A 26,790-nucleotide genomic window follows, 5' to 3' on the forward strand; every position below is an offset into this window, starting at 1 on the left:
CCGCTGGCCCTTGTTGTTACAAATGGACTCAACTGATTTTAGCCTGCACCCCGCGCCCGATCGCCGCTGAACAGGCACCTGCACGACAGCCTCAAGTCCGGATGGAAAACGAGATGGCGGGGGCGTTTTCGTCTGCGCGGTCACAGCCCGGGACAATCTGCCCGCTGCCCACCAGATAGCACTCGGTGCGCCTGAGCACCACGGCCTCGGTCTGGTTGCCCATGTAGACCCAGGTGCCGTAACTGGAGGCGTCGGTCAGCACAAAATTACCGCCGCGCCACTCCAGCGTGGCGTGCATGCGGGAGACCCGTGGATCGTTGATCACCAGCACCGCGTCACTGGACCGGCCCAGAGCCACTTTGCTGCTGCCGGGATTGACTTTCAGGCTTTGGTCGCCGAACAGCAGTTCCAGAAAAGCCTGGCGCGCGTCCGTCGCCATCGAACGCCCGACCATGGTGGCGTCTTCGTCACGGCCCGTCTGCCATTCCACGCGATACACATGGCTGGCACCGGCACGGCCACGCAGGTACATCGGGCCCAGGCTGCGCAGTGACGCCCTCTGCCCGGGCAGCAGGGCTGTCCAAACGTTTTCTGTGGTGAGAATCTGCGCGGCGCCGGCCAGATCGGCCAGCCGGGCGGCTGAATTGACGGTGTCGCCAAAGCAGTCGCCGTCAATTTCCACCACCTCACCCGACTCGATACCCATCTGCATCTGAACCGGCGCCCCGCTGCCACCCGGGTAGATGGGCTTGTCCTGCAAGCGCTTCTGGATGCTGATGCATGCCGCCAGCGCGTCCCCCTCGTTCGGGAACACCACGAACAGGCCGTCGCCCAGCAGTTTCACGACCCGTCCCTTGTGTTGCTCGAACACCTGGCTCAGCACACCAATCAGCTGGGTGACAAAACGCGAGGCGGTCTCATCCCCCAGGCGCTCAAACATGCTGGTGCTGCCAACGAGATCGGCGAAAACGACAGTGGTCATCAGGTTGTGCGGGAGAAAACAGAAGGCCGGCGACTGGTGCGCCGGCTCTCAAGAATCATGGTCGTCAGCTTACTGTCATTCTTACAGAAATTGACAGTTTTGGAACAGGCGCCCCGCCGGGCTTCGGCAATCGCTGTCGTGCAGGTGACGCTCAGGTGACGTTCAGCGAAAGCCGTCCCACAGCAGCTTGCATCCGGTCAGGAACATCCCGGTGTAGAGCAGGCGATAGAAATATACCGGGCTGATGCGCCGGGCCAGCCGCACACCCAGCCACACCCCCACGGGCGCCAGTGGCAGCAGCACCATCGACGTTGCCATGTTGCGCATGTCCAGCAGCCCCAGCCACGCATAGGGAATCCACTTGGACAAATTAATGGCGAAAAAGAACACGGCCATGGTAGCGGTGAAGCGCACTGGGCTCAGCCGCATCGGGATCACGTAGGCGCTGATCGGTGGCCCACCGGCATGCGCCACAAAGCTGGTGAAGCCTGACGTGATGGTGAGCAAGGCACCAAGCCAGCGCGGTGGTGGTGGGCTGTCGGGGCGCGGCGGAAACAGCAGGCGCTGCGCCAGAAAGAGCAATGTGAATGCGCCCACAATGCCCGCCACCATCTTCGGGTCCAGCGCCTTGAAGAGCAAGGCACCAATCACCGTGCCCACCAGCCCCCAGGCAATCAGGAAACGGGCGAACGCGGCATCGAAGTCGCGGCGAAAAGCCGTCAGGCCCAACAGGTCCATCAGCAACAGCACAGGCATCAGGATGGCCGCCGCCTGCGGCACCGTCACCGTCAGCGCCATCAGGGGCACGGCCAGCGAACCGAAGCCCGCACCAAACCCGCTTTTGCTGATGCCCAGCATCACCACTGCTGGCACCGCCACCGCATAGAAATACGGGTCGGTGATGATCTCAAAGGTCATGGGCAGGTGTTGAAGTCAGGGGTGGAGCGAAATAGCCGGGGCACAGAACATGTTACCCAGCCCGGCAACAGCCTGGGGCGATGGTGACGCCGACGCGCATCCCGGCGTTTACTCCATCGTTGCGCGAGCAGCGATCATCAACAGCTCGGCGCTGATCAAACCCGCTCCAGAATCACGGCAATGCCCTGCCCCACACCGATGCACATGGTGCACAGCGCGTAGCGTCCACCCGTCTTGTGCAGCTGGTTGACTGCCGTGGTAGCAAGGCGCGCGCCGCTGGCACCCAGCGGGTGACCCAGCGCAATCGCACCGCCATTGGGGTTGACGCGCGGGTCGTCGTCACGCACACCCAGCATGCGCAGCACGGCCAGGCCCTGTGCGGCGAACGCTTCGTTGAGTTCGATCACATCCATCTGCGCGATGGTGAGACCGGTCAGCGCCAGTACTTTTTGTGTGGCAGGCGCCGGGCCAATGCCCATGACACGCGGCGCCACACCGGCGGTGGCCATGCCGACGACGCGCGCGCGGGGCGTGAGGCCATTCTTTGCGGCGGTGGCTTCATCGGCCAGCAGCAGCGCACAGGCGCCATCGTTCACGCCGCTGGCATTGCCCGCCGTCACGGTGCCATCAGGCCGCACCACGCCCTTGAGTTTGGCCAGCGACTCCATCGACGTTTCGCGCGGATGCTCGTCCTTGCTGACCACGATGGCATCGCCTTTTTTCTGGGCGATGGTCACGGGCGTGATCTCGCTGTCGAAGTAACCACTCTTCTGCGCGGCCACCGCCTTGAGCTGGCTGGCCAGCGCCATCCTGTCCTGGTCTTCGCGGCTGATGTTGTAGTCGGTGGCGACGTTCTCCGCCGTCTCGGGCATGGCATCGACGCCGTACTGCTCCTTCATCAGCTTGTTGATGAAGCGCCAGCCGATGGTGGTGTCGTAAACCGCATTGCTGCGACTAAAGGCGCTTTCGGCCTTGGGCATCACGAAGGGCGCACGGCTCATGCTTTCCACACCGCCCGCAATCATCAGCGTGGCCTCGCCAGACTTGATGGCGCGGGCCGCCGTGCCCAGTGCGTCCAGGCCCGAACCGCAGAGGCGATTGATGGTGGCACCCGGCACATCGATGGGCAGGCCCGCCAGCAGCGAGGCCATATGCGCGACGTTGCGGTTGTCTTCGCCGGCCTGGTTGGCACAACCATAGATGACATCTGTCACCGCCTGCCAGTCCACCTTCGGGTTGCGCGCCATCAGCGCCTTCAGGGGAATCGCACCGAGGTCGTCGGCACGCACGCTGCTCAACGCACCGCCGTAGCGGCCAAAGGGGGTACGGATGGCGTCACAGATAAAGGCTTGGGTCATGGGAATCTCGCTCGTTGAAAGTCGTTCACAAGGGGTGGGGTTCGGCGCCAGCGATCAGACAGCAACCGGCAGACCCAGCAGTTTTTCAAGCTCGGCGTGTTCAAGGCCGTCCACCTTGTCAATCAGCTTCAAGCCTTCGGGGGTGCAGGCCAGCGTAGCGAGGTCTGAGTAGATGCGCTTGACGCAGCCAATGCCCGTGAGGGGGTAGGTGCAGCGATGGACCACCTTGCTCTCGCCCTTCTTCGTCAGCAGGTCCATCATCACCCACGTCTGCTTGGCACCGATGGCCAGGTCCATGGCGCCGCCGACGGCCGGAATCGCGCCCGGTTCGCCGGTGCTCCAGTTGGCGAGATCTCCGGTGGCCGAGACCTGAAAGGCACCCAGCACGCAGATGTCGAGATGACCGCCGCGCATCATCGCGAAGCTGTCGGCATGGTGAAAGTACGCACCGCCGGCCAGCAGCGTCACGGGTTGCTTGCCGGCGTTGATGAGGTCGTAATCTTCCTGACCCTCGGCAGGCGCCGGGCCCATGCCCAGAATGCCGTTTTCGCTGTGCAGTACCACCTCGCGCCCGGCAGGCAGGTGGTTGGCCACCAGCGTTGGCTGTCCGATACCGAGGTTGACGACAGCGCCGTCAAAAATATCCTGTGCCACGCGGGCTGCGAGCTGGTCCTTGGTGCGGCGTTGGTAAGTAGTCGTCATGTCAGTTTCTCCACAATGCAACCAATTGACACTTTGCACGTGCCGTGCGCGAATGCAAGCAGGCGCCGCGGAACTGGCTCTGCCAGGCCGCAGGCGCCGCCCCCTCGAGGGGGGAGGCCGCTACACGCAGTGAGCGGCAACGGGGGTGTTTCATTTCTTGAATCCCCCCGCCTGCGTCGCCACACGTTCAATGCGGACGATCCGGTGAACGAAGATGCCCGGCGTGACGACCGTTTCAGGGTCAAGTGTGCCGAGCTCCACGATGTCGTGCACGGTCGCAATCGTTTTGCGCGCAGCGGTGGCCATCACTGGCCCGAAGTTACGTGCCGCCTTGCGGTAGGTCAGATTTCCCCAGCGGTCGCCGCACTCGGCTTTCACGAAAGCCACATCGCCATGAATGGGGTACTCCAGCACATAGTGCTTGCCGTTGATCTCGCGCGTTTCACGGTCACCGGCCAGCTCGGTTCCGTAGCCGGTCGGACAGAAGAAGGCACCGATGCCCGCCCCTGCCGCACGGATGCGCTCGGCCAGATTGCCCTGGGGCACCAGTTCGAGTTCCAGTTTGCCGCTGCGGTACAGTGCGTCAAAAATCTGGCTATCGGCCTGGCGCGGAAAGCTGCAGATGATCTTGCGCACGCGCCCGGTATTGAGTAGTGCGGCAAGGCCTGTTTCGCCATTGCCAGCATTGTTGTTGACCACGGTGAGGTCTTTGGCGCCCTGCTCGATCAGGCCATCGATGAGTTCGTTGGGAATGCCTGCCGTGCCAAAGCCACCGATCAGAATGGTGGAGCCGTCTTTCAAGTCCGCCAAGGCATCGGCGACGGAAAGCGCAATCTTGTTGATCATGGAAAGTCTCCGGGGGTGCCGCTGGCGTCCTGACTGCATCCAACGCATGGCCTGCCCCGGGAAGGCGCCAGACATCAGGAATGCAGTTCGATACTGAGACGGCTATTTTGTTCGTATATTGAACAATAGTTCGTATAATGAATTTTAGGAGAATTCACCCCCCATGGCAAACGCCGCAGATACCCAGCCTCATGCGCCTAAACCTGGCGATGCCTATGTGCAGTCGTTCGCCCGCGGGCTGGAGGTGATTCGCAGCTTCAGTGCCGATGCACCCCAACAAACCCTGACCGAAGTGGCTGGCCGCAGCGGTCTGACCCGAGCCGGTGCCCGGCGCATCCTGCTGACACTGGAAACACTGGGCTATGTGCGCACCGATGGCAAGCACTTCAGCCTCACGCCACGCATTCTCGATCTGGGGTTTGCTTATTTATCGTCCATGCCGATCTGGAACCTCGCCGAGCCGGTGATGGAGTCGCTGGTCGCAGAGATCAAGGAGTCCTGCTCGGCCGCCGTGCTGGACGGCACCGACATTGTGTATGTGCTGCGCGTGCCAACCCACAAGATCATGAGCATCAGCCTGGGGGTGGGCTCTCGCCTGCCCGCTTACTGCACGTCGATGGGTCGGATGCTGCTGGCGGGCCTGCCTGAGGCCGAACTAATGCAGTGCCTGCGCAATTCGGACCGGACCGCGCGCACCAGACACACCGTGACCGACATGAAAGAGCTGGTCGCCAAGGTTGCGCAGGTGCGCAAACAAGGCTGGTCGCTGGTGAATCAGGAACTGGAAGAAGGACTGGTGTCGATGGCTGCGCCCATCACCAACCGCGCCGGCCAGACGGTGGCCGCACTGAACATCAGCGGCCAGGCCAACCGGACCAGCGCCAAGACCATGCAGGACACCATGCTGCCGCACCTGCTGGCGGCAGCGCAGGCGATCTCACGCCTGCTGAGCGTTCACCGCCCGTGAGCGCTGCTCAGGACTTGCGGAAACCCAGGGCCAGCAAGGCGGCACCCGCCACCACCGCGCCGATGCTCAGCCACTGAGGAATATTCACCGATTCCTTTTCCTGGACAGTGAGCTCTATCGGTCCGATCTTGGCGGCCGTGGTGTCCTTGGTGAAGCTGAAACCGCCGGTGAAAAAGCCGGCCAGGCCAATAACAATCAGGACGATGCCTGCGATACGTGTTGCATTCATTTTGAAAATCTCCTCGCCGGGCTGTGGTGTAAGCAGATGGCCCTGCCCCGGAAGTGCGCCATCGTGCAAGCTAATGTAACGAGCCATCCACTGCCTGTCTGTAGGACGCCGCCGGGCGATGCAAGCGCGTTGCATACCGGGCAGACCCGATAATCGGGCTTGTATGTTCACCCCTTCCCAAGCCGACGTGCGCCGCTTCTTCTGCTCGGTGTATGCCAAGACACAGGCCGGTCAGCCGATGGAGGCCATCGAAACGCTGGCCAGCCAGTGGATTGCGGAACACCCCGAATACCACGCAGACCTGGCCGATACCGACGCGGCGCTGCTCAGGATGTACGACGTGGAGTCGGGCAAGACCAACCCGTTTTTGCATCTGTCGATGCACCTGTCGATCAGTGAGCAATGCTCCATCGACCAGCCGCGCGGCATACGGCAGGCAGTGGAGCTGCTGGCCGCCAAGCGCCAGTCATTGCACGAGGCACACCATGAGGCCATGGACTGCCTGGGCCAGATGGTCTGGGAGAGCCAGCGCGCAGGCCGGCCGCCGGATGGGGCCGCCTACATCGACTGCGTGCAACGGCAGGCCACGAGAGATTAGCCTCCACGGGTGCCCAGTGAATTCCGTTCGTCCTGAGCCCGTCGAACGATGCCCCCGGGGCCGCTGCGGCTGCGCACAAAAAAAGCCGCCTCACGGGCGGCTTTTTCAATGCTTCAGTCGAATCTCAGCGAAACCGGCTTTGCGGCACGGTCTTGAGATCGCCTTGCAACGAGGCCATGTAGTTGGCGAGCTGCTTCAGTTCGGCGTTGGTGTACTGCTTGGCCATGCCAGCCATGATGGCGTTGGCGCGGCCGACTTTCGGGTTGTTGTCCACCTTGTAGGCTTTGAGCGCCACAAAGAGGTAATCGGCATGCTGCCCGCCAAGCTTGGGGTAAGCGGGGTCAATCGGCTTGCTGAAATTGGCGCCGTGGCAAGAGGCACAGTTGGCCTTGTTGAGCAGGGCCTGCACTTCAGCGCTGGGCTTCTTCGAAGGCTCTGCGGGCAGTGAAGCTGCAGCAACCACGCCATCGGCTTCGTAGTAAGCGGCAAGGTCAGCCATATCCTGATCGTTGAGCGACTGGGCAATCGCCCGCATCGACGGGTGTTTGCGCTCGCCTTTCTTGTAGGCGTTCAGGGCCGAGACGATGTACTTGCCACTTTGCCCGGAAATCATCGGGACCCGATACACCTCGGGAAAGGAGGCCTGGTAGCCCTTGATGCCGTGGCAGCCGATGCACATGGCGTTCTTGGTTTCGCCTGCCTTGGCGTCGCCCTTGATCTCCTGGGCGAAGCTGGAAACCGTCACACAAGAGACAGCTACAGCGAATATCGTGGTCAACAGCTTAATCATTTTGCGCGCACAATCTGGTGAGAATTCATCGTATAAAACAACTGCGGATTATATCTGGGCGAGAAAGCCGGGGCGCCCAGTGCCAGTCAAGTCAGCTCTTGCACACTGGAAGTCCGACCGCTTAACGGCCCCCGTCTGATTCCCCCCGGTCGTCACCCATCATTGCTCCACAGTCGCCTCATAGTCGCCCCATGCCCATGAAATTCCAAGGCTCCCAAAACTACGTCGCCACCCCCGACCTCATGCTGGCCGTGAATGCGGCTTCTGCGCTGAAGAAGCCCCTGCTCGTCAAGGGCGAACCCGGCACCGGCAAAACCATGCTGGCCGAAGAGGTGGCGCAGGCGCTCAAGTTGCCGCTGCTGCAGTGGCACATCAAGTCCACCACCAAGGCGCAGCAGGGCCTGTATGAATATGACGCGGTCAGCCGCCTGCGCGATTCGCAGCTGGGCGACGAGAAGGTCAAGGACATCCACAACTACATCGTCAAGGGCGTGCTGTGGCAGGCCTTCACTGCCGATGAGCCCGTCGCGCTGCTGATAGACGAGATTGACAAGGCCGACATCGAATTCCCGAACGACCTGCTGCGCGAGATTGATCGCATGGAGTTCTATGTGTACGAAACACGCGAGCTCATCAAGGCCAAGCACCGCCCGCTGGTTTTCATCACCTCGAACAACGAAAAGGAATTGCCCGACGCCTTTTTGCGCCGCTGCTTTTTCCACTACATCAAGTTTCCCGACCCCGACACCATGAAGCAGATCGTGGACGTGCACTTCCCAGGTCTCAAGAAAGAGCTGCTGGCAGCGGCCATGAAGACGTTTTACGACGTGCGCAACCTGCCGGGTCTGAAAAAGAAACCCAGTACCAGCGAACTGCTCGACTGGCTGAAGCTTCTGGTGGCAGAAGATATTCCGCTGGAGGCGCTGCAAAGCAAGGACGACAAGGTGGCAGTGCCGCCACTAGTCGGCGCGTTGCTGAAGAACGAACAGGATGTGACGCTGTTCGAGAAGCTGGTGTTCATGCAGCGGCACAACCGCTGATACGGCCTGACTGTCATGGCTTTTGTGGAACCCGTAACCCTTTCAGCCCGTGGCATCCGCCTGGTGCCACTGGACCTGTCGCACGAGGCTGGCCTGGCCGCCGCAGCGGCCGATGGCGAGCTGTGGAACATCCGCGTCACCTCGGTGCCTGAGCCGGATCAGACACGCAAATACATTGAGGACGCGTTGCAGATGCGCAGCGAAGGCAAGCGCATGGCCTTTGCGGTGACCGACGAGGCCACCAGCACGGTGCTGGGCAGCACCAGTTACCACGACATCCTGCCCGCCGTGAAGCGCGTGGAAATTGGCTACACCTGGTACGCCAAACGCTGTCAGCGCACCCATGTCAACACCACCTGCAAGCTGTTGATGCTCAGCCACGCGTTTGACACGCTCGCCTGCAACGTGGTCGGCTGGCGCACCGACAACTTCAATCACGCGTCGCAGCGCGCCATCGAGCGGCTCGGTGCGCGCAAGGACGGCGTGATCCGCGGTCACGCGATGCGCCGCGACGGCACCATCCGCGACACGGTGATGTACAGCCTGGTCGCTGGCGAGTGGCCGGAAGTGAAAGCCCAGTTGCTTTACCTGCTGGACAAACGCCAGTATCAGTAGGCTGGATCAATGAGATTCACTGTCACTCGTCTGCCCCTCGCCGTACCATGCGTCGTTGCAAATGCGCGCCGGGCCGGCGGGCCCGTCTGTGCTTTGCGCCTCGCCTGCCACGCCGCTGGTCAGCCGCTCGCCAGCGATCTCACCGATTCAGCCTACTAGCGGAGCGCAACCATGCTGATCGATTTCTTCTACACCTTGCGTTCGGCCAAGCTGCCGGTCTCGGTCAAGGAATACCTGATGCTGCTCGAAGCGCTACAGGCCGGCGTGGTCGGGCCCAACAGTGGCTCACCTGGGGGCGAGTTTGGCGAAGGCGCCTACAAGATCGACGACTTCTACTACCTGAGCCGTACCGTGCTGGTGAAGGATGAGAAGCACTACGACAAGTTCGACCGCGCCTTCGCGGCTTACTTCAAGGGCGTGGAGATGATCGCCGACTTCACCAAGGAGGTTCCCCTCGAATGGCTGCGCAAGAACCTGGAGCTGGAACTGAGCCCCGAAGAGAAGGCCAAAATCGAGAAAATGGGCTGGGACGAGCTCATGGAAACGCTGAAAAAGCGTTTTGAAGAGCAGAAGGAGCGCCACGAAGGCGGCAGCAAATGGATTGGTACCGGAGGCACCTCGCCATTCGGCGCCAACGGCTTCAACCCGCAGGGCATCCGCATCGGTCAGGAAAAAAGCCGCAACAAGAGCGCGGTGAAGGTGTGGGACCAGCGCGCCTACAAGGACTACGACGACACCCAGGAGCTGGGCACACGCAACATCAAGGTGGCGCTGCGCCGGCTGCGCAAGTTTGCACGGCAGGGCAATGTCGAAGAGCTGGACCTGGACGACACCATCCGCTCCACCGCCGCCAACGCCGGCTGGCTCGACATCAAGATGGTGCCCGAGCGCCACAACAACGTGAAGGTGCTGCTGTTGATGGATGTGGGCGGCACGATGGATGAGCACATCCACCGCGTGGAAGAGATGTTCTCGGCGGTCAAAGCCGAGTTCAAGCACCTGGAGTTCTATTACTTCCACAACTGCGTCTACGACTTCATGTGGAAGAACAACCGCCGCCGCTTCAGCGAGAAGTTTCCCACCTGGGACATCATCCGCAAGTACAACAAGGACTACAAGCTCATCTTCGTCGGTGATGCGACGATGAGCCCCTATGAAATCCTGCAGCCCGGTGGCAGCGTGGAATACAACAACGAGGAAGCTGGCGCCGAGTGGATGCAGCGCCTGACCAACGCCTTCCCCAAGTTCGCCTGGATCAACCCCGAGCCGCAGGGCGTGTGGCAGTACCGGCAAAGCATCAGCGTGATCCAGCAGCTGGTGAATCACCGCATGTACCCGCTCACCATCAAGGGGCTTGAAGAAGCCATGCGGCTGCTCTCGAAGTAGGTTGAGGGCTCGTCGCACCCCGGGTGCCCCTCGCCGCGCACCACCCACCGCATACAATTCACAGCGCTGTCCGACCGGCAGCCGTGCCGCCATAGTTCAATGGATAGAACGAGTGCCTCCTAAGCGCTAGATACAGGTTCGATTCCTGTTGGTGGTACCAGCCTTTCTGACCCATCCGCCCTCTTTGGCACCTCTTCGCCGGATTCGCCCGGTTCACCCGTGTCAGTTGCTCCTTGGCTGGACGCAACGCACGAAACCTGAAACCTGGAACCTGAAACCTCCACCGGTTTCAGGCCCACTCTTTGAACCCCATTGATCGCGCGGACGTTGACGCGTCCAGGCGGTATTCGCAATCAGAGCCCCTGGGTACGCCCTTCGTCCCTCAACATTCGCTGGCAGCCCGCAAGGATGTGCTGCTCTGCCTCATGCGCGGCATCGGCCTTGCTGCCCGCAGCAATGGCTTCGTAGATGCGGCGATGTTCACTCTGCGACTTGCGCATGTTGCCGGTGTTGTCGAAATTCTGGCGACGAAACAGGTGCAGTTCCTTGACGAACCCCGAATAAACACCAGCGGCCCGCTTGCTGCCGCACAACGCGACCACGGCGGCATGGAACTCCAGGTTCAGGCGATAGTACCCATCGCCTTCGGCCTCCTCCACGGCCACGTCCATCTGCTCAATCAGCGATCGCAGGCGCTCCACGTCTTTTGAGGACCGCTGCTCTGCCGCCATGCCCGCAATGAACCCGAATACAACCGCTCTCAGCTCAGAAATCTCGACCATCTCGCCGACTGTCAGTTCCCGCACGTAAACCCCGCGGTTGAGCACGGGTGTCACCAGCCCAAAGCCGGTGAGGATACGGATCGCCTCGCGCACCGGTCCCCGGCTGACATTCATTCTGGCGGCGAGCGCAACCTCGTTCAGCCGCTCTCCGGGCTTGACTTCGCCTGCATAAATCATCTCCTTGATGCGTTCGGAGAGTTGCAGGGTCAGACTCCGGTCAGACCGGTCTGGAGGCTCGTCGCCGGTGGTGCGCTCACGCACCGACCGGGCTTCGGAAACTGTGGACATGCTTGGCCTTTCGCCCGTAACGAACAGGTCTATCAACAAAGGGTAAACCCTGCATTTATCACCACCAAAGTGTTGACACTTTGAATTAAAGTGAATCCACTTTGGCAAACACTGCATTCAATCATAGCCCTGCCCCAATGCCAGTTGACCAGCCCCAGGCAAGACCCAGAATTGCCGTGATCGGCGCAGGCGGGACCATCAGCACGCGCAGTGCTTTGGGATCGCTCGACATGGTCAATTACATGGCGTTCGGCTCGACGCTGAACGTCGAGGAAGTACTCGACGCGGTGCCAGAAGCGGCGCACTACGCGGACATTGCGCCCATCAGGTTCAGCGCAGCGTCGTCGACTTCCGTGAGCTACCCAGACTGGCGCGCACTGGTGCAGCGGATCAACACGTTCGAGCGCGACCACGGAAAGGTGGACGGATTTGTGGTACTTCATGGCACTGGCACGCTGGAAGAAACCGCCTATTTCCTTCATCTGTGTCTCAAGACCGACAAGCCCGTCGTGATGACCGGATCGCAGCGCCCCCTGAGCGCTGTTTCTTCCGATGCCCCACTGAATCTGGTGAATGCAGTCCGCGTGGCCGGCAGCCCTGATGCGCGCGGCATGGGGGTTCTGGTCTGCCTCAACGACGAGATTCATGCCGCGCGAGATGTCACCAAGGGCGCGACTTCACGTCTGCACACTTTCCGCACGCCGGACTTTGGAATCCTGGGTGAAGTCAATGGCGATGGCGTCAACTTCTACCGACGGCCTATCAGGAGAAGTTACCCGGCCACGGAATTCGGGATTGATCATCTCGAACAGCTGCCGCGGGTCGATATCGCCTACTCCTACGCTGGCGAGGACGGCGCTGCAGTCCGGGCCTTTGCAGCAGCGGGTGCGAAGGGCATTGTGATCGCCGGGTTCCCTGGGGGACGCCTGTCGCCCGCGCAAAAAGAAGCCTGCATTGAAGCGTTGAATGAGGGGATCGCCATTGCCATCTCGACCCGCGCCGGCTCCGGTCGCGCACACGTGGCCCACGACCTGACGGGCTCTGGCATGGTAGCCGCCGACAACCTCACCTGCCAGAAGGCCCGGATCTTGCTGTCATTGGCGCTGACCGTGTCGCACGAGCAGTCGGCACTGCAACGAATCTTCAGCCTCTACTAAACCCGACTCATCAAAGCGCCAGCCACGCCTGCCTACCTGCCTATTGACGAACGGAAGAACGGATCCATCCCATGACCATCGCCACGACCGACGACGGAGTCCATCTGCACTACGAAGTGACAGGTTCCGGGACCCCGATTGTGTTCATCCACGAGTTTGCTGCAACGTCCCGAAGCTGGGAAGCACAAGTGCGGCATTTCAGCCGCTGGTACACCTGCATCACCTTCAATGCGCGTGGCTACCCGCCCTCACAGGTTCCAGCCGAGGCGACGTCTTACTCACAGCAGCGCGCCGTGCTGGATGTGATCACCGTGCTTGACCACATTGGCGTGGACAAGGCACATGTGGTCGGGCATTCAATGGGCGGCTTCGCTGCGCTGCACCTGGGTCTCGATTATCCGGAACGCGCCCGCTCGCTCTGCATAGCGGGTGTGGGCTACGGTGCCGAGCCTGCCAAGCAGGAAGTGTTCAAACGGGAAACGCAGAACACTGCCGCCATGCTGCTGGAGCAGGGCATCGAGGCCTTTGCCATGAAATATTCGCGAGGACCGACGCGTTTGTCTTTTGAGCGAAACGACCCGCGCGGATATGCGGAGTTCCAGAAGACTCTCGCCGCGCAGTCGGCGCTGGGGCTGGCGAACACCCAGCTCGGTGTGCAGTTGCACAGGCCATCGCTCTACGCATTGAAGGACAAGATGGCGCAACTCACCTTGCCGACGCTCATCCTCAACGGCGATGAGGACTCGCCTTGTCTCGGACCAGCACTCATGATGAAAGCCACCATCCGTTCGGCAGTGATGAGTGTGATTCCGAATTGCGGGCACACCATCAACCTGGAAGCGCCAGACGAGTTCAACCGGATTCTGGGCTCATTCATCACACAAGCTGACAGCGGACGTTGGCCCATCCGCTCTTATGCACTGGCAACGGACACGGTGACAGGCATGGCCTCGTGAGTCTGGCCTGAAGAATACTGAACGGATTTGCGCATCTGGTGATCGTTACGGGAAGTTTTCCATTTTTTTACGAAAGGTGATACTCATGAGGTCGTCAAAGTTATCCAAGTTTCTCCTCGCGATGCTGGTTGTGACAGGTGCCTCATGGGCACAGGCCCAGAGCGCCGGCAGTTACCCCAATCGCCCAATCAAACTGATCGTCACAGTGCCGCCTGGCGGCGCAGCTGATTTCATCGCACGACTGCTGGCGACCAAGCTGTCAGCCTCGATGGGTCAGCCGGTCGTGGTGGAAAACAAAGGTGGAGCAAGCGGAGCGCTGGCCACCGACTTTGTGGCCAAGGCGGCACCGGACGGCTACACCTTGCTGCAGAACTCGATCAGTACGCACGGCATTGGCCCCTTTCTGGTGGCCAAACTACCCTATGACCCGGTGACCTCGTTCACGCCGATCACCATGCTGGCCAGCCTGCCTTTGATCATGACCATCAACGCGGACGTGAAGGCGGCGACCCTGCCCGAGTTCATCACCGTTGCCAAACAAAATCAGGGCAAGCTCGCGTTCGCGTCGTCCGGCGCCGGCGGCGCACCTCACATGGCTGGCGAGCTGTTCAAGATTGCCGCAGGCGTCGACATGATTCACACGCCCTACCGGGGCAGCGGACCGGCTGTTGTCGACCTAGCGGGTGGACAGGTGCAAGCCATGTTCGATGGCGCACCCTCGCTGTTGCCGCAGATCACCAACGGAAAGATCAAGGCCATAGCCGCAGCCAGCCCCAAGCGCAATCCACTGCTGCCTGATGTCCCCACTTTCGCAGAGCTGGGCTACCCGTCAGTGAATGTCGCGCTCTGGTACGGCTTGATGGCCCCTGCAGGCACACCACCAGACATCATTGCGCGCCTCAACCGCGAAGTGAACCAGGCACTCAAGTCACCTGATGTGGTCGAGCGCTTTGCCGCACAAGGCACCGAGGCACTGGGCGGAACACCCGAGCAGGCCGCCAGCTACATGCGCCAGGAGATGGACCGTTGGGGTCCGGTGGTGAAGAAGGCCGGTATCGTCGCCAACTGAGCACGTCCATAGCGTTCCTTCAGCGGCGACACCCGGTTGATGCCTTCAGCGCCTCCCTCACCCACCCAGACCCTCGCGGACTGGGTGGTTCAATCTCAATGGTCAAACATTGACGCCACAGCCAGGACAGCAGCCTCGCGTTCCCTGCTGAACTGGCTGGGCTGTGCCTTGGGTGGCGCAAGCGATGCTGCAGTCGATCAGTTGCTCGGCGCGGTGCAGGATATCGGCAGCAGCGGCCGATGCCCCTTGCTGGGCCGCTCAGAAACCACTGACCCGGGCACCGCAGCATTGGTGCATGCGTTTGCGTCCAATATCCTCGACTATGACGACACGCACTGGGCAACGGCAATCCACCCGGCTGGTACGGTGGCCTCTGCACTGGTTGCCCTGGCAGGACACACCAGAATAAGTGGCAAAGACTTCCTGCATGCGTTCCTGTTGGGTATGGAGGTCGAATGCCGGATCGGCATGGCCGTGTCGCCCGGACACTACGAGCACGGGTGGCACATCACGGCCACATGTGGCGTGTTCGGTGCAGCGGTGGCAGCGGGCAAGGTCATGCGGCTTTCAGCGCAGCAAATGGCCTGGGCCCTGGGTCATGCGGCCACCCAGTCGAGCGGCCTGGTTGCGAGCCTGGGCTCAATGGCCAAGAGCCTGAACATCGGGCACGCCGCGCGCAATGGCCTGCTCGCGGCGCAGTGGGCAAAACACGGCATGACAGCCAATCATCAGGCACTCGAAACACGATTCGGATTCGCAGAAGTGATGGGCCCACGATCTTTCGACAGCGCCTTGTATGAAGGGTTAGGCCAGCACTGGGAAGCCGAGCGCAACACCTTCAAGCCCTACCCTTGTGGCTTTCTGCTTCATCCGGCACTGGATGCGTGCCTTGCCTACTCCGACAGACCCAGGGGCGATGCAGAGTCCATCGAGCGCGTAGTGATTGCTGTGCACCCCCTTGCGCAAGTACGGGCCGACCGACCTCACCCCGGCAACGGACTGGAGTCAAAACTGAGTCTTCAGCATGCGGTGGCTGTTGCCCTGCTGCGGGGAGATGCTGGCGTGCGCGCATTCACTGACGCCGCGGCGAATGACCCTGAGCTCTGCGCGTTCCGCGACAAGATACGGCTCGTCAGCGATGAGAATCTGACGGCACAAGACGCTCACCTGGAAGTGCACCTGCACGGTGGTCAACACATGACAAGCGAAGTGCGAGGCGTCCCCGGCCAGTCGCCGCTTGCCATGAGTGACGCTCTGCTGGAGCGAAAGTTTCATGACCTCGTCTCCTATGGCGCCCCGCATTGCGATGCACCAGAGCTTTTGCAAGCGCTTCAACAACTTCCACAGACTGACAATGTCGCGGAACTCTTCCACCTGACTTTACGCAGGCCATGATTTCTCTTCTCTATTTTCTCTTTCCTTTTTCTCTCTAACCGCTGACTCCTTCACATGAACCTGCACCTTCAGAACAAACACATCCTCATCACAGGCGGAAGCAAGGGCATTGGCCTGGCGTGCGCTGCCGCTTTTTTGCAGGAGGGAGCCCATGTCACGCTGGTCGCGCGCAACGCAGAAACCCTGGCCGGTGCGCGCCAACTCCTGATCGATGGCGCACCGGAAGGCGCCAAAGTTCAGACCGTCAGCGCCGACCTGACCAGCGCCACGGCTGCAGCAACAGCTCTTACGGAAGCTGAGGCGCTGGGCGGACCGGTCGATGTACTGGTCAATTCGGCAGGCGCCGCCAAACGCACGCCCGCAGCTGACCTCACGCCGCAGTCCTGGCAGGATGCGATGCAGTCCAAGTTCTTCAGCTACATCAACATCTGCGATCCAGTGATCAAGAAAATGGCCGCCAGGCGCGAGGGCGTGATCATCAACATCATCGGCAACAGCGGAAAGGTTGCCAATCCGGTGCACCTGCCGGGCGGCTCTGCCAATGCAGCCCTGATACTGGCCACCACAGGCCTGGCCAACGCTTATGCGTCACAGGGGGTTCGGGTGAACGCCATCAGCCCGGGCAGTACGCTGACGGAACGTCTGGGAAAGGCGATTGCCCTCGATGCAAAAAATGCGCAGATCTCACCAGAAGTGGCGCTGGCACGCATCACGGACAAGCTGCCCTTGGGCCGCATCGCACAGCCAGAAGAGATTGCACAGGCCGTACTTTTTCTCGCTTCCAGCCAGGCCAGCTACGTGACTGGTGCCAACCTGATGATGGACGGCGCAATGGTTCCCGTGATCTGACCGGGCACTGGCTTCTTCTCTGTCACGATGCTCGGCCGAATGTTCGGCCGGGCAATACCTGCAGCGCAGGCATCAGGCAAATCTCTGCCCGCCCAAGCGCTCCGAGCCGAGTCGTCTGACTGTGGCGTGGGGCGCATCAGGGCCTCTGGGCGCCATTGAGCAGCGCAGACCATGTCAAGCGGCACCATTCAGCACGCAGTGCGCTTACCAACCACTCCGGCAGCGACCCTGATGCAACTTTCAGGTTCACACCGGGTCATATCCATGACAGCCCAGACCAAAGCAGTCACCGGGTACTACTTTTGATCTCACCCTGACATGCTGACAGCTGCCGCCAGGCAAGCCGGGCACAACGGTGGCAACACTTTGGGCGGTTATCTGACTTGAAAAGGCAGTCGTTTCGAGACACTATCTGGATGATTCTCAGCAAACGCCCTGGAGTGGCCCTTTGAAACCAGCGCCCATCCCCGTCAACGACAACGAGCGTCTCGCCGCGCTTTATCGGTACGACATTCTCGACACAGCAGCTGAAGCCGAGTTCGACGACTTCACGCGGCTTGCTGCCCAGATTTGCGGTGTACCGATGGCTCTGATTTCGTTGGTCGACAAAGATCGCCAGTGGTTCAAGAGTCGCGTAGGGTTTGAGGCCCAAGAAGGCGCCCGCGATGTGTCCTTCTGCGGTCATGCGATTCTCGGGCGGGATGTTTTCGAAATTCCGGATGCCACCAACGACCAGCGCTTCGTGGACAACCCGGCGGTGACGGGCGACCCGAATATCCGTTTTTATGCTGGCGCCCCGCTGTTGACCAAAAACGGCAGCGCCATCGGAACGCTGTGTGTATTTGACGACCAGCCCAAGACGCTGACCGATCAGCAGATCACTGCACTGCAGGCACTGAGCCGGCAAGTCATTCGTCAGATGGACCTGCGGCTGCTGGTGCGCCGCGAGAAGGAGCTGAACCAGGAGCTGGTGAGGCAACGAAATTTCCAGAAACTTCTGTTTGACAGCGCGATGGCGGGCGTTGCCTCGATGACGCCATCAGGCCTCATCACCAGCGTGAACCCCGCTTTCGAGAGGCTGGTGGGTTATTCAGCTGCGGAGTTGATTCAGCAGAAGAACATACGCCTTGTCCATCTCGACGAGGAGCTCAAGGCGCACGCCAGCGAACTGAGCACCCAGCTGGATCAGGCCGTGGCTCCGGGCGAGAGCATGTGGTGGAGCGCAGCCATGGGCATTCCCGAAATGCGGGACTGGACCTATCGCCGCAAGGACGGCTCCACTGTTTCCGTGCTGGTGTCCACATCCCCCCTGCATGATTCGGACAACCTGCTGACTGGTTTTGTCGTGATGGCATGGGACATCACGGAACGCAAAAAGGTCCGCGAGGAAATTGAAAGGCTCAATGCCGATCTGGAGCGGCGGGTACTGCTGCGAACGACGGAGCTGGCGCGGACCACCGAGGATCTGCAGATGCTGTCTTACTCGCTGGCGCATGACCTTCGCCAGCCACTGATTGCCATCGGCGGCTTTGGTCACCGCTTGAAAGAAGAGGTCGTCAGCGACCAGGGGCAACACTACCTTGAGCGCATCGCTGCCAGCATTGAACAGGTCAATCTTCGCGCCGATGCATTGCTCTACTTCGCCAACCTGTCCCGGCGCCGGCTTCAGCGGGCTACCGTCGACCTCGGGCAACTCGCCACGGCCCAGCTGTCTGACCTGAAACGCCAGCATCCCCAACGTCAACTTCTCACGCTGGTGCAGCCTGAGCTTTTGACCTGGGCAGACCCTGAGCTGGTGACCGAGGCCATGCACGAACTGATTCTGAATGCATGGAATTTCACTGCCAACCGCGACCAAAGCCTCATCGAAGTTGGCAGTGAAATCGGCGAGAACGGCGAAACCATTTTCTTTGTTCGGGACAACGGGGCCGGCTTCGACATGGCGTATGTGAACACCTTGTTTGAACCCTTTCAGCGCATCGAAACCGTGCCTGGCTCAGCCGGACAGGGCATCGGCCTTGCGAAGGTCAAACGTATCGTTGCCAAACACGGCGGCAAGCTGTGGGCCGAGAGTGAGATCGACCAAGGCGCGGTATTCCGCTTCACATTAGCGGGTACGTAAGCACGGTCTAAGGCCACGGCCCAGCGTATCTGCCGGAGTCACCCGAAACGCAGATCACCGACACCACGGCACCGTGACATCGGCAAGGCACACGCGGAACATCCCGGTGCCCGCAAAGGCAACCGGGATGGTGACTGGTGGATGGTATTAGCCCCTGAGGTAGCGCCTGAAGTGATTCACATCACACGCAGGCAGCGCATTTACTTCATGCCAAATTTGAGCTTGGCATCGTTCTGGCAGCTGTCTTTGGCGGCCCCTGTCATGGCGTCACAGCGTTCCTTGGCAGCCTTGTAGTCCGCCTCGCGCTTTTCGGCGGTGGCGTCTTTCTTGACGTCGGTCATCTTCTCAGCCTTGTCCTTGCTGGTGTCTGCCGCCACCTTCATGACCTTGGCGTCTTCCTTGGCCTTGACCTGAGCGGCCTTGGCGTCTTTCACGCAAACGTCCTTGGCATTGCCAGCAAGGTCATCGCACTTTTCCTTGGCGGTGTCGTACATGGCGTCGGCTTTGGCGAGTGCGACTTTCTCGGTATTTTTAGTGCTGGGTTTGTATTGCGCTTCCAGTTCGGCCTTTGCCACTTTTTCGGCGCCCTTGGCTTCCGAGACGCAGATGTCCTTGGCGTTGGCTTTCATGGCGCCACATTGGTCACGGCTGGCTTTGTAGTCTGCAGAAATGCGGGTTTTACCAGCGCTGTATTCGTCTTTGGTCAACGCCATAGCATGGCCTGCCAGGGTGCAGGACATCATTGCGGTCAACAGCATCAATCGTGTTTTCATGGGTTTCTCCTTGGGATGAACAGGAACGCGGCATTGCGCGTTCCTGTGAGGGGCTGGTGCAGTCAGCCCGGTGGCTGGAGAGTGCTTAATAGCGCTCGAAGAAGCTGGTCGGATTGCGGTCTTTCCACTCGCTGACCTGCTTGTCTGCTTCCTCGTGGGTGATGCCAAAACGCTCTTGCAGACGTCCGAGCAACTGGTCGCGCTTGCCGGCAATCACGTCCAGGTCGTCGTCGGTGAGCTTGCCCCACTGCTCCTTGACCTTGCCTTTGAACTGTAGCCAATTGCCTTCGATACGGTCCTGATTCATGAGTGACTCCTTGAACAGTTGAAAAACCAGCACTGCAGTGAGCAGCAGGATTGCTGTCACGACTTTGTGCTGCGGTGAATTCACTGTAGGTTCACGTTTTTGACCCAGGCGTAGGTACCGGGGTCCGATGGGCGTAGGTACTCACTGACATACGCCTCATCCATTGCCCACCGCGAGCGGCAGACAAAACGCAGCTCACCCACACAGGTGATAGACGGAATTACCCAAAGGTCGCACTGAGGCGAAAGCCCGCCTAGCGCTCGCGCAGACTCTCGATCTCGTCGCGCAGCGCCTGGGCCCAGGTCCTGCGCGATTGCCCTTCGGGCGGCTGGGGCTCACCGAAGCGCACCACGGTCTTGAGCTGCTGTGCCTGCAGGGTTCGCCAAATGGAGCCGACCAGCGTTTCGTCATCCACATAGCTGGGAGCAAAGCTGGTTTGTCCGGTCGAGGCGTCAATGAACTTGAGTGCAACGGGCTGTATCGGCACCGAGGCCTCAATCGCCGCCTGGATCAGGTTGGCGTGAAAGGGCTTGAGGCTGATGCCATCGCCTGTTGTTCCTTCCGGAAACACGGCGAGGATGTCACCGGCACGCAAGCGATCAGCCATCTGCCCGACCACGCGGTGCGCATCACGCCGCGATTCACGTTCGATGTAGAGCGTGCCCGCACCGTCGGCGAGCGTACCGACAAAAGGCCACTGCTTGACGTCGGACTTCGAGACAAACCGGCAGTGGCGCGCTGCGTGGATGACGAGGATGTCCAGCCACGAAATGTGATTGGCCACCAGCAGCACTGGCCCGCCTGCTGGGGGGGTGCCGATGACTTCCAGTTCGATGTCCACGATGCGCAGCATCTGCGCAGCCCACACATTCACCCGGGCTTCCCGCTCGCCCTGCTCCAGCCTGGGGAAATGCAGCTTGATGGTGAGAAAGCCGCGCACCGCGTGCACACTGGCACGCAGCAGTTTCCAGACAACAGCCGCCGACCTCATGGCGTCACCAGCTTCGCGGTTCGGTCACAGCGCCGCGTCGTACGCGACCTGGCCGCCCACGACAGTCCAGCGCACACGGGCGGACAGCTGGTGACCGGAAAACGGCGTGTGCCGGCCCTGGCTGCGCAACCCTTCAGGCACCACGGTCCAGTCGGCTGAGGGATCGAACACACACAGGTCAGCCACCCCGCCGCGCACCAGACGTCCGGCGCTGGCCTGCAGCGTGCCGAGCGAGGCGCCCAGCACGCGTGCTGGCTCGCAGGTCAGCACCGCAAGCGAACGGGCCAGACCGGCGCCGCTGTCTGCACCCCACTTGTAGGCCAGCCCGAGCAGCAGTTCCAGCCCGGTCGCGCCGGGTTCGGCCTCGGCAAACGGCAAGGTCTTGGCATCTTCATCAACAGGCGTGTGGTCTGACACCAAAGCATCCACCGTACCGTCGGCCAAGGCCGCGCGAATGGCGTCCCGGTCACGCTGCTGGCGCAGAGGTGGGTCCAGCCGCATGCGGCTGTCGAAGTAACCGATGTCGACATCGGTCAGGTGCAGGCTGTTGATGCTCACGTCACAGGTCACGGGCAGTCCCTCTGCCTTGGCCTGCGCCACCAGTGCAATACCGGCGGCACTGCTGATGCGGCACAGGTGCACGCGGGCCCGCGTGGCGCGCACCAGCTCGAAGATGGTGTGCAATGCAATTGTCTCTGCCGCGACCGGCACGCCACTCAGACCCAGGCGGGTAGCGAGGGCCCCGCTGGCAGCCACGCCTTTGCCAAGGTACATCTCCTGCGGCCGCAGCCACACGGTGTAGCCAAAGGTGGCCGCGTACTGCAACGCGCGCATCAGCACCTGGGTGTTGGCCAAAGGCACCTCAGCCTGCGCGAAGCCCACGCAACCGGCTTCAGTCAGCTCGACCATCTCGGTCAATGTTTCGCCCTGCAGCGCACGGGTGAGCGCACCGAGCGGGAACACGCGCGACTGGTGCAGCTTCTCGGCGCGGAATTTCAGCATCTCGACGAGTCCAGGTTCGTCGAGCACCGGGTCGGTATCCGGCGGGCAGACCAGACTGGTCACACCACCAGCCACGGCGGCGGCCAGTTCGCTTTCCAGCATGCCTTCATGCTCATGGCCAGGCTCGCGCAGCCGCGCCGCCAGATCAATCAGCCCAGGCGCAACCACGCAACCTTTGGCGTCAATCGTGCGGTTGGGCGTGAAGTCGGAAGGAATCGACTGGATGGAAACAATCCGCCCTGCGGCCACCGCGATGTCGCCAATGGCGTCCAGCCCCGAAGCCGGGTCCATGATCCGGCCGTTCTTGATGAGTATCTTCATTCTTTTTCTCCGCAAAGCACAAAACAAGGCGCGGGATCACAGCTCGGTAAGCACCCGTCTTTCTGGAAGCGAGCAGGGCCCGCGGAAGCTACAGGCAGCGAGCGACGGTGGGCGCCGGTATTCCCAAGCACGAGCCGTGGAACCGGCTTCGCCGGGCCACAGGCGGGCGGCCCCCCTGGGGGGCAGGGAGCTACACGCAGTGAGCGACCGTGGGGGCTCAAGCCTCATTCCCCGCCACAATGCTCATCACCGCCATGCGCACCGCGATGCCGAAGGTGACCTGCGGCAGGATCACGCTCTGCTTGCCGTCCACCACCGCCGAGTCGATCTCTACACCCCGGTTGATGGGGCCTGGATGCATGACGATGGCGTCGGGCTTGGCCATTTGCAGTTTTTCGGGTGTCAGGCCAAAGCTCTTGAAGAACTCCTGGCTGCTGGGTAGCAAGGCACCCGACATGCGTTCGTTCTGCAAGCGCAGCATGATGATGACATCGGCGCCGGTGATACCTTCTTCCAGTGTGTTGCACACCCTTACGCCCATCTGCGCCATATCGGCAGGCACCAGCGTCTTGGGGCCAACCACGCGCACCTCGGGGCAGCCGAGCGTGGTGAGCGCATGGATGTCGGAGCGCGCTACGCGCGAATGCAGCACGTCACCGACGATGGCCACGGTGAGGTTGCTGAAGTCCTTCTTGTAGTGACGGATGGTGTACATGTCGAGCAGGCCCTGCGTCGGATGCGCGTGGCGCCCATCACCAGCGTTGACCACATGCACGTGGGGCGCGACATGCTGCGCGATCAGGTAGGGCGCACCCGACTCACTGTGCCGCACCACGAAGATGTCAGCCGCCATCGCCGACAGGTTGGCGATGGTGTCCAGCAGCGACTCACCCTTGGAGGCCGATGAACGCGCGATGTCAAGGTTGATCACGTCGGCCGATAGACGCGTGGCCGCGATTTCGAAGGTGGTGCGGGTGCGCGTGGAGTTCTCGAAGAACAGGTTGAACACGCTCTTGCCGCGCAGCAGGGGCACCTTCTTCACCTCGCGATTGTTGACGCTGGCGAAGTTGGCGGCGGTGTCGAGGATCTGCGTCAGGATGGCCTTGGGCAACCCTTCGGTGGACAGCAGATGGATCAGTTCGCCGTTCTTGTTGAGTTGCGGATTTCGTCGGTACAGCATGTGGGGTTCCTCGTCAGCGCCTGATCTTGTTGTTGCTCGTGTCTCGTGGGTCTTTGGGGGTTTACCGGTCCTGCACCTGGAAGCTGAACACCCCCTCGGGGGACTGCGCCAGTTCCAGCGTCTGCGTCGCTGGCAGGGCCACACGGGCCATGGCCAGATCGGGCTGCACTGGCAGTTCGCGCCCGCCGCGGTCCACCAGCACCACCAGCTTCACGCTGGCGGGTCGTCCGTAGTCAAACAGCTCGTTGAGCACGGCGCGGATGGTGCGACCGGTATAGAGCACATCGTCCACCACGATCAGGTGAGCGCCATTCACATCAAAGGGCAGCAGGGTCTGGCCGCTGGACGCTAGGCCGCGTTGCGAGAAGTCATCACGGTGCATGGAGGACGACAGCACCCCGGCCTCTTCCTTCAGGCCGAGATCACGGCGAAGCCGCTGGGCCAGCCAGGCGCCGCCAGACGCCACACCGACCAGCAGCGGCGGCTCGGCGCAGGAGGTCAGCATGACGCGCATGCTCCTCAGCAGGTCGCTGTACAGCGCCTCGGCGTCCAGGGTCAAACTGCTCATGGAAGGCTCCTTAAATACTGCTCAAGAATGATGCAGGCCGAGGCTGCATCCGCGTCTGCGGCGCCACTGGCGATCGCTTCGGTGGTGCTGTAACGCTCGTCGACCTCCATCACCGGCAAGCCGAAGCGCCCGCGCAATTGCCGGGCGAACTTCCGCGCCCGCACGGTATTGTCGTGGCTGGCGCCGTCAGGGTGAAAAGGAACGCCAACAACAAGGGCGTCCGGCTGCCATTCCCTGATTCTTGCTGCAATCGCCGTGAAGCGCGCATCGCCCTCGGCCGCGATGGTGGCCTGCGGGCTTGCGGTACGGGTCAGCGTGTTGCCGCTCGCCACCCCGGTGCGCTTGAGGCCAAAGTCGAAAGCAAGAAATGTCTGGGGGGTCTGGGGGCTGGAGCCCGAGGAAGGCAGAGCCTTCGCGCTCATGCGTGACCAGCGTCCGGAGAAAGCATCCAGCTCTGAAGGCCCAGCAGCAGCAGGGCCCGGTCGTAGCGCTGCTCGACGGGGGTATCAAAAATCACCGCGGCATCAGCGGCCACGGTCAGCCAGCTGTTGTCCGAGATTTCGGATTCGAGCTGGCCCTCACCCCAGGCCGAGTAGCCGAGGGAGACGAACACCTTGCGCGGGCCGGCGCCGGTTGACAGGGCCTCCAGAACGTCCTTGGAGGTGGTCATTTCGAGGCCACCGGGGATGGTCATGGTCGAGGCGTAGATGGACTCATTGCCGGGCATCATCGACTCGTGCAGCACGAAGCCGCGTTCGGTCTGCACCGGGCCGCCCTGGAACACTGGCGCCTCGGTCAGGTCGCTGCGGTGCAAGGGCAGTTCGACCTTGTCGAACAGCTTCTTGAGGCTGATGTCGCTGGGCTTGTTGATCACCAGCCCCAGCGCGCCGCGGTCACTGTGTTCGCACATGTAGACCACACTTTTGGCGAACGCCTCGTCGTCCAGCCCTGGCATGGCGATGAGGAAGTGGTGCGTGAGGTTGATTGATCCGGGGTCCGAGGCCATGCCCGTATTTTACGCGCAGCGCCCGCTTTCAGGTGTTTCCGGAAAGGCCGTGGCCAGACCACGGCGCAGCGCCAGACCGCTGTTTTGGCTACCATCCCCGGATGCCCAAGAAATACCAGACCGGCCTGATGTGGTTTCGCCGGGACCTGCGCACAGACGACAACGCGGCGCTTCACCACGCGCTGAAATCCTGCGAAAAGGTGTTTGCCGTTTTCATTTTTGACAGCGACATCCTGAGCCCACTCCCGCGCGCCGACCGGCGGGTGGAATTCATCCGGGAATCGCTGGTCGATCTGGACGGGCAACTGCAGCAGTTGGCGCAGCGCGCTGGGGGGACTGGCAGCACAGGGGCAGGCCTGATGGTGTTCCATGGCAAGGCCAGTGACGCCTTGGTAGCACTGTCCGACCGCCTGTCGGTGGACGCCGTGTTTACCAACCACGACGACGAGCCCGCGGCGCTGGCCCGTGATGCCGAAGTCAACGCCCGCCTGCAAAGCGCCGGCAGGGCCTGGCACAGCTTCAAGGACCACGTGATTTTTGAGCGCGACGAGGTGCTGACGCTGGCCGGCAAACCCTACAGCGTGTTCACGCCCTACAAAAACGCATGGCTGAAGAAGATCGATGCGTTTTACCTCAAACCCTACCCCATCGAACCTTACGCAAAGGCCCTGGCGCCACCGCCTGCGGGCGAGCCCTCTGGCGTTCCCTCGTTGACCGATATCGGGTTTGAGCCCACCAATCTTCAGGCGCTGAAGATTCCGACGGGCAGCCAGGGCGGGCAGGCGCTGTTTGACGAATTCATCGGTCGCATGGCGCAGTACAAGGACACCCGCGATTTCCCCGCAGTCAAAGGGCCCAGCTATCTGGGCGTTCACCTGCGCTTCGGCACGGTTTCGCTGCGACGCATGGCCGCGATCGCGCTCGACCGCCAACGTGAAGGCGATGAGGGCGCAGCCACCTGGCTGAGCGAGCTGATCTGGCGCGATTTTTATGCCCAGATCCTGAGCAATTTCCCGCACGCTGCACACCAGGCGTTCAAACCCGAGTACGACGCCATCGCGTGGGAGTCAGGCGATGCGGCGCAGGCGCTGTTCAAGGCCTGGTGCGAGGGGCGCACCGGCTATCCGCTAGTCGATGCGGCCATGGCGCAGATCAACCAGACCGGCTACATGCACAACCGCCTGCGCATGGTGACCGCCAGTTTTCTGGTGAAGGACCTCGGCATCGACTGGCGCTGGGGCGAGCGCTATTTCGCCGAGAAACTCAATGACTTTGACCTGTCGGCCAACAACGGTGGCTGGCAGTGGGCGGCCAGTACGGGTTGCGACGCGCAGCCCTACTTCCGTATCTTCAACCCGGTGAGCCAGAGCGAGAAGTTCGACCCGCAGGGCAAGTTCATCCGCAAGTACCTGCCCGCGCTGGAGAAACTGCCGGCACCGGCCATCCACAGCCCGTGGACCGCCAAACCGCTGGAACTGGCAGCTGCCGGTGTAGCGCTGGGTGAGACCTATCCGATGCCGGTCGTTGCACACCACGAGGCGCGCGCGAAAACGCTGCAGCGCTATGCGGTGGTGAAGAAAAGCTGAGACCACC

At 61.6% G+C, this 26,790-nt stretch carries 28 protein-coding genes and 1 tRNA gene; 13 read left to right on the plus strand and 16 right to left on the minus strand.

Annotated elements, in window-relative coordinates:
• Window positions 1-91 precede the first annotated feature (91 nt).
• The 5 genes from AAG793_RS08340 to AAG793_RS08360 form a co-directional block, all read right to left on the minus strand.
• Complete coding sequence (locus AAG793_RS08340; protein ID WP_341906620.1) at window positions 92-982, minus strand: adenylate/guanylate cyclase domain-containing protein; 891 nt, start codon at window positions 980-982, stop codon at window positions 92-94.
• Window positions 983-1,144: 162 nt separating this feature from the next.
• Window positions 1,145-1,900: a sulfite exporter TauE/SafE family protein gene (locus tag AAG793_RS08345; RefSeq protein WP_341906622.1), complete on the minus strand. Its 756-nt coding sequence runs from the start codon at window positions 1,898-1,900 to the stop codon at window positions 1,145-1,147.
• A 155-nt stretch (window positions 1,901-2,055) separates the two neighbouring features.
• Window positions 2,056-3,258 (minus strand): 3-oxoadipyl-CoA thiolase, encoded by a 1,203-nt coding sequence (gene pcaF, locus AAG793_RS08350; RefSeq protein ID WP_341906624.1) that lies wholly within the window; start codon window positions 3,256-3,258, stop codon window positions 2,056-2,058.
• 54 nt (window positions 3,259-3,312) lie between these two features.
• A complete protein-coding gene (locus AAG793_RS08355) occupies window positions 3,313-3,960 on the minus strand; it encodes a 3-oxoacid CoA-transferase subunit B (protein WP_341906627.1) in 648 nt (215 codons plus the stop codon).
• Window positions 3,961-4,110: 150 nt separating this feature from the next.
• Window positions 4,111-4,806: a 3-oxoacid CoA-transferase subunit A gene (locus AAG793_RS08360; protein ID WP_341906628.1), complete on the minus strand. Its 696-nt coding sequence runs from the start codon at window positions 4,804-4,806 to the stop codon at window positions 4,111-4,113.
• A gap of 163 nt (window positions 4,807-4,969) precedes the next feature.
• Between AAG793_RS08360 and AAG793_RS08365 the strand changes: the two genes are divergently transcribed.
• Window positions 4,970-5,773, plus strand: a complete 804-nt coding sequence (locus AAG793_RS08365; protein ID WP_341906629.1) for an IclR family transcriptional regulator — start codon at window positions 4,970-4,972, stop codon at window positions 5,771-5,773.
• 7 nt (window positions 5,774-5,780) lie between these two features.
• Here the strand turns inward: AAG793_RS08365 and AAG793_RS08370 are convergent, their stop codons facing one another.
• A complete protein-coding gene (locus AAG793_RS08370; protein WP_341906632.1) occupies window positions 5,781-6,002 on the minus strand; it encodes a hypothetical protein in 222 nt (73 codons plus the stop codon).
• A gap of 163 nt (window positions 6,003-6,165) precedes the next feature.
• Here AAG793_RS08370 and AAG793_RS08375 point away from each other — a divergent pair, with 163 nt between their 5' ends.
• Window positions 6,166-6,600, plus strand: a complete 435-nt coding sequence (locus AAG793_RS08375) for a DUF1841 family protein (protein ID WP_341906634.1) — start codon at window positions 6,166-6,168, stop codon at window positions 6,598-6,600.
• Between the two features lie 124 nt (window positions 6,601-6,724).
• On the opposite strand, the gene AAG793_RS08380 is transcribed toward AAG793_RS08375, so the two are convergent.
• Window positions 6,725-7,390, minus strand: coding sequence for a c-type cytochrome (locus AAG793_RS08380; RefSeq protein ID WP_341906636.1), 666 nt, complete (start codon window positions 7,388-7,390; stop codon window positions 6,725-6,727).
• Between the two features lie 197 nt (window positions 7,391-7,587).
• Here AAG793_RS08380 and AAG793_RS08385 point away from each other — a divergent pair, with 197 nt between their 5' ends.
• From AAG793_RS08385 to AAG793_RS08400, 4 genes are all read left to right on the plus strand, one after another.
• A complete protein-coding gene (locus AAG793_RS08385; protein ID WP_341907671.1) occupies window positions 7,588-8,430 on the plus strand; it encodes a MoxR family ATPase in 843 nt (280 codons plus the stop codon).
• Between the two features lie 15 nt (window positions 8,431-8,445).
• Window positions 8,446-9,045 (plus strand): GNAT family protein, encoded by a 600-nt coding sequence (locus AAG793_RS08390; RefSeq protein WP_341906638.1) that lies wholly within the window; start codon window positions 8,446-8,448, stop codon window positions 9,043-9,045.
• Window positions 9,046-9,216: 171 nt separating this feature from the next.
• Entirely contained in the window at window positions 9,217-10,431 is a 1,215-nt protein-coding gene (locus tag AAG793_RS08395; protein ID WP_341906640.1) for a VWA domain-containing protein, read from the plus strand.
• Between the two features lie 85 nt (window positions 10,432-10,516).
• Window positions 10,517-10,591: transfer RNA gene (locus AAG793_RS08400), tRNA-Arg, on the plus strand.
• A gap of 193 nt (window positions 10,592-10,784) precedes the next feature.
• Here the strand turns inward: AAG793_RS08400 and AAG793_RS08405 are convergent.
• A complete protein-coding gene (locus AAG793_RS08405) occupies window positions 10,785-11,501 on the minus strand; it encodes an FCD domain-containing protein (protein ID WP_341906642.1) in 717 nt (238 codons plus the stop codon).
• A 137-nt stretch (window positions 11,502-11,638) separates the two neighbouring features.
• Here AAG793_RS08405 and AAG793_RS08410 point away from each other — a divergent pair, with 137 nt between their 5' ends.
• From AAG793_RS08410 to AAG793_RS08435, 6 genes are all read left to right on the plus strand, one after another.
• On the plus strand, window positions 11,639-12,658 hold the full coding sequence (locus AAG793_RS08410; RefSeq protein WP_341906644.1) for an asparaginase: 1,020 nt from the start codon (window positions 11,639-11,641) through the stop codon (window positions 12,656-12,658).
• Window positions 12,659-12,729: 71 nt separating this feature from the next.
• On the plus strand, window positions 12,730-13,614 hold the full coding sequence (locus AAG793_RS08415; protein ID WP_341906646.1) for an alpha/beta hydrolase: 885 nt from the start codon (window positions 12,730-12,732) through the stop codon (window positions 13,612-13,614).
• 121 nt (window positions 13,615-13,735) lie between these two features.
• A complete protein-coding gene (locus AAG793_RS08420; RefSeq protein WP_341906648.1) occupies window positions 13,736-14,683 on the plus strand; it encodes a tripartite tricarboxylate transporter substrate binding protein in 948 nt (315 codons plus the stop codon).
• A 39-nt stretch (window positions 14,684-14,722) separates the two neighbouring features.
• Window positions 14,723-16,078, plus strand: a complete 1,356-nt coding sequence (locus AAG793_RS08425) for an MmgE/PrpD family protein (protein WP_341906649.1) — start codon at window positions 14,723-14,725, stop codon at window positions 16,076-16,078.
• Between the two features lie 54 nt (window positions 16,079-16,132).
• Entirely contained in the window at window positions 16,133-16,927 is a 795-nt protein-coding gene (locus tag AAG793_RS08430; protein ID WP_341906651.1) for an SDR family oxidoreductase, read from the plus strand.
• 448 nt (window positions 16,928-17,375) lie between these two features.
• Window positions 17,376-19,049, plus strand: coding sequence for an ATP-binding protein (locus tag AAG793_RS08435; protein ID WP_341906653.1), 1,674 nt, complete (start codon window positions 17,376-17,378; stop codon window positions 19,047-19,049).
• A 200-nt stretch (window positions 19,050-19,249) separates the two neighbouring features.
• Here AAG793_RS08435 and AAG793_RS08440 read toward each other — a convergent pair whose 3' ends face one another.
• The 8 genes from AAG793_RS08440 to AAG793_RS08475 all read right to left on the minus strand — a co-directional run bounded on the left by AAG793_RS08440 (window position 19,250) and on the right by AAG793_RS08475 (window position 25,197).
• Window positions 19,250-19,822 carry a hypothetical protein gene (locus AAG793_RS08440; protein WP_341906656.1) on the minus strand — a complete coding sequence of 191 codons (573 nt, stop codon included), beginning with the start codon at window positions 19,820-19,822 and terminating at the stop codon, window positions 19,250-19,252.
• 85 nt (window positions 19,823-19,907) lie between these two features.
• On the minus strand, window positions 19,908-20,129 hold the full coding sequence (locus AAG793_RS08445; RefSeq protein ID WP_341906659.1) for a CsbD family protein: 222 nt from the start codon (window positions 20,127-20,129) through the stop codon (window positions 19,908-19,910).
• 253 nt (window positions 20,130-20,382) lie between these two features.
• Window positions 20,383-21,120, minus strand: a complete 738-nt coding sequence (locus AAG793_RS08450) for a lysophospholipid acyltransferase family protein (RefSeq protein ID WP_341906661.1) — start codon at window positions 21,118-21,120, stop codon at window positions 20,383-20,385.
• A gap of 24 nt (window positions 21,121-21,144) precedes the next feature.
• The gene (locus AAG793_RS08455; protein ID WP_341906663.1) at window positions 21,145-22,443 is read right to left on the minus strand and encodes a dihydroorotase; all 1,299 of its coding nucleotides are present in this window, start codon (window positions 22,441-22,443) and stop codon (window positions 21,145-21,147) included.
• A 217-nt stretch (window positions 22,444-22,660) separates the two neighbouring features.
• Window positions 22,661-23,623 carry an aspartate carbamoyltransferase catalytic subunit gene (locus tag AAG793_RS08460; RefSeq protein ID WP_341906665.1) on the minus strand — a complete coding sequence of 321 codons (963 nt, stop codon included), beginning with the start codon at window positions 23,621-23,623 and terminating at the stop codon, window positions 22,661-22,663.
• A 61-nt stretch (window positions 23,624-23,684) separates the two neighbouring features.
• Window positions 23,685-24,191, minus strand: coding sequence for a bifunctional pyr operon transcriptional regulator/uracil phosphoribosyltransferase PyrR (pyrR, locus tag AAG793_RS08465; protein ID WP_341906667.1), 507 nt, complete (start codon window positions 24,189-24,191; stop codon window positions 23,685-23,687).
• Complete coding sequence (ruvX, locus tag AAG793_RS08470) at window positions 24,188-24,613, minus strand: Holliday junction resolvase RuvX (protein ID WP_341906669.1); 426 nt, start codon at window positions 24,611-24,613, stop codon at window positions 24,188-24,190. The genes pyrR and ruvX overlap by 4 nt, the downstream gene beginning before the upstream one ends.
• A complete protein-coding gene (locus AAG793_RS08475; protein WP_341906671.1) occupies window positions 24,610-25,197 on the minus strand; it encodes a YqgE/AlgH family protein in 588 nt (195 codons plus the stop codon). Before AAG793_RS08475 ends, ruvX begins: the two co-directional genes overlap by 4 nt.
• Window positions 25,198-25,298: 101 nt before the next feature.
• Between AAG793_RS08475 and AAG793_RS08480 the strand changes: the two genes are divergently transcribed.
• Window positions 25,299-26,783 carry a deoxyribodipyrimidine photo-lyase gene (locus AAG793_RS08480; RefSeq protein ID WP_341906673.1) on the plus strand — a complete coding sequence of 495 codons (1,485 nt, stop codon included), beginning with the start codon at window positions 25,299-25,301 and terminating at the stop codon, window positions 26,781-26,783.
• The last annotated feature ends 7 nt before the right edge of the window (window positions 26,784-26,790 follow it).

It is taken from the genome of Polaromonas sp. YR568, assembly GCF_943372955.1.
Taxonomy (GTDB): domain Bacteria; phylum Pseudomonadota; class Gammaproteobacteria; order Burkholderiales; family Burkholderiaceae_C; genus Polaromonas.

Bases quoted from the DNA above. Each gene is read 5' to 3' on its own strand.
- AAG793_RS08340 (WP_341906620.1), bottom strand. From the start codon at position 982: ATGACCACTGTCGTTTTCGCCGATCTCGTTGGCAGCACCAGCATGTTT.
- AAG793_RS08345 (WP_341906622.1), bottom strand. From the start codon at position 1,900: ATGACCTTTGAGATCATCACCGACCCGTATTTCTATGCGGTGGCGGTG.
- pcaF (WP_341906624.1), bottom strand. From the start codon at position 3,258: ATGACCCAAGCCTTTATCTGTGACGCCATCCGTACCCCCTTTGGCCGC.
- AAG793_RS08355 (WP_341906627.1), bottom strand. From the start codon at position 3,960: ATGACGACTACTTACCAACGCCGCACCAAGGACCAGCTCGCAGCCCGC.
- AAG793_RS08360 (WP_341906628.1), bottom strand. From the start codon at position 4,806: ATGATCAACAAGATTGCGCTTTCCGTCGCCGATGCCTTGGCGGACTTG.
- AAG793_RS08365 (WP_341906629.1), top strand. From the start codon at position 4,970: ATGGCAAACGCCGCAGATACCCAGCCTCATGCGCCTAAACCTGGCGAT.
- AAG793_RS08370 (WP_341906632.1), bottom strand. From the start codon at position 6,002: ATGAATGCAACACGTATCGCAGGCATCGTCCTGATTGTTATTGGCCTG.
- AAG793_RS08375 (WP_341906634.1), top strand. From the start codon at position 6,166: ATGTTCACCCCTTCCCAAGCCGACGTGCGCCGCTTCTTCTGCTCGGTG.
- AAG793_RS08380 (WP_341906636.1), bottom strand. From the start codon at position 7,390: ATGATTAAGCTGTTGACCACGATATTCGCTGTAGCTGTCTCTTGTGTG.
- AAG793_RS08385 (WP_341907671.1), top strand. From the start codon at position 7,588: ATGAAATTCCAAGGCTCCCAAAACTACGTCGCCACCCCCGACCTCATG.
- AAG793_RS08390 (WP_341906638.1), top strand. From the start codon at position 8,446: ATGGCTTTTGTGGAACCCGTAACCCTTTCAGCCCGTGGCATCCGCCTG.
- AAG793_RS08395 (WP_341906640.1), top strand. From the start codon at position 9,217: ATGCTGATCGATTTCTTCTACACCTTGCGTTCGGCCAAGCTGCCGGTC.
- AAG793_RS08405 (WP_341906642.1), bottom strand. From the start codon at position 11,501: ATGTCCACAGTTTCCGAAGCCCGGTCGGTGCGTGAGCGCACCACCGGC.
- AAG793_RS08410 (WP_341906644.1), top strand. From the start codon at position 11,639: ATGCCAGTTGACCAGCCCCAGGCAAGACCCAGAATTGCCGTGATCGGC.
- AAG793_RS08415 (WP_341906646.1), top strand. From the start codon at position 12,730: ATGACCATCGCCACGACCGACGACGGAGTCCATCTGCACTACGAAGTG.
- AAG793_RS08420 (WP_341906648.1), top strand. From the start codon at position 13,736: ATGCTGGTTGTGACAGGTGCCTCATGGGCACAGGCCCAGAGCGCCGGC.
- AAG793_RS08425 (WP_341906649.1), top strand. From the start codon at position 14,723: ATGCCTTCAGCGCCTCCCTCACCCACCCAGACCCTCGCGGACTGGGTG.
- AAG793_RS08430 (WP_341906651.1), top strand. From the start codon at position 16,133: ATGAACCTGCACCTTCAGAACAAACACATCCTCATCACAGGCGGAAGC.
- AAG793_RS08440 (WP_341906656.1), bottom strand. From the start codon at position 19,822: ATGAAAACACGATTGATGCTGTTGACCGCAATGATGTCCTGCACCCTG.
- AAG793_RS08445 (WP_341906659.1), bottom strand. From the start codon at position 20,129: ATGAATCAGGACCGTATCGAAGGCAATTGGCTACAGTTCAAAGGCAAG.
- AAG793_RS08450 (WP_341906661.1), bottom strand. From the start codon at position 21,120: ATGAGGTCGGCGGCTGTTGTCTGGAAACTGCTGCGTGCCAGTGTGCAC.
- AAG793_RS08455 (WP_341906663.1), bottom strand. From the start codon at position 22,443: ATGAAGATACTCATCAAGAACGGCCGGATCATGGACCCGGCTTCGGGG.
- AAG793_RS08460 (WP_341906665.1), bottom strand. From the start codon at position 23,623: ATGCTGTACCGACGAAATCCGCAACTCAACAAGAACGGCGAACTGATC.
- pyrR (WP_341906667.1), bottom strand. From the start codon at position 24,191: ATGAGCAGTTTGACCCTGGACGCCGAGGCGCTGTACAGCGACCTGCTG.
- ruvX (WP_341906669.1), bottom strand. From the start codon at position 24,613: ATGAGCGCGAAGGCTCTGCCTTCCTCGGGCTCCAGCCCCCAGACCCCC.
- AAG793_RS08475 (WP_341906671.1), bottom strand. From the start codon at position 25,197: ATGGCCTCGGACCCCGGATCAATCAACCTCACGCACCACTTCCTCATC.
- AAG793_RS08480 (WP_341906673.1), top strand. From the start codon at position 25,299: ATGCCCAAGAAATACCAGACCGGCCTGATGTGGTTTCGCCGGGACCTG.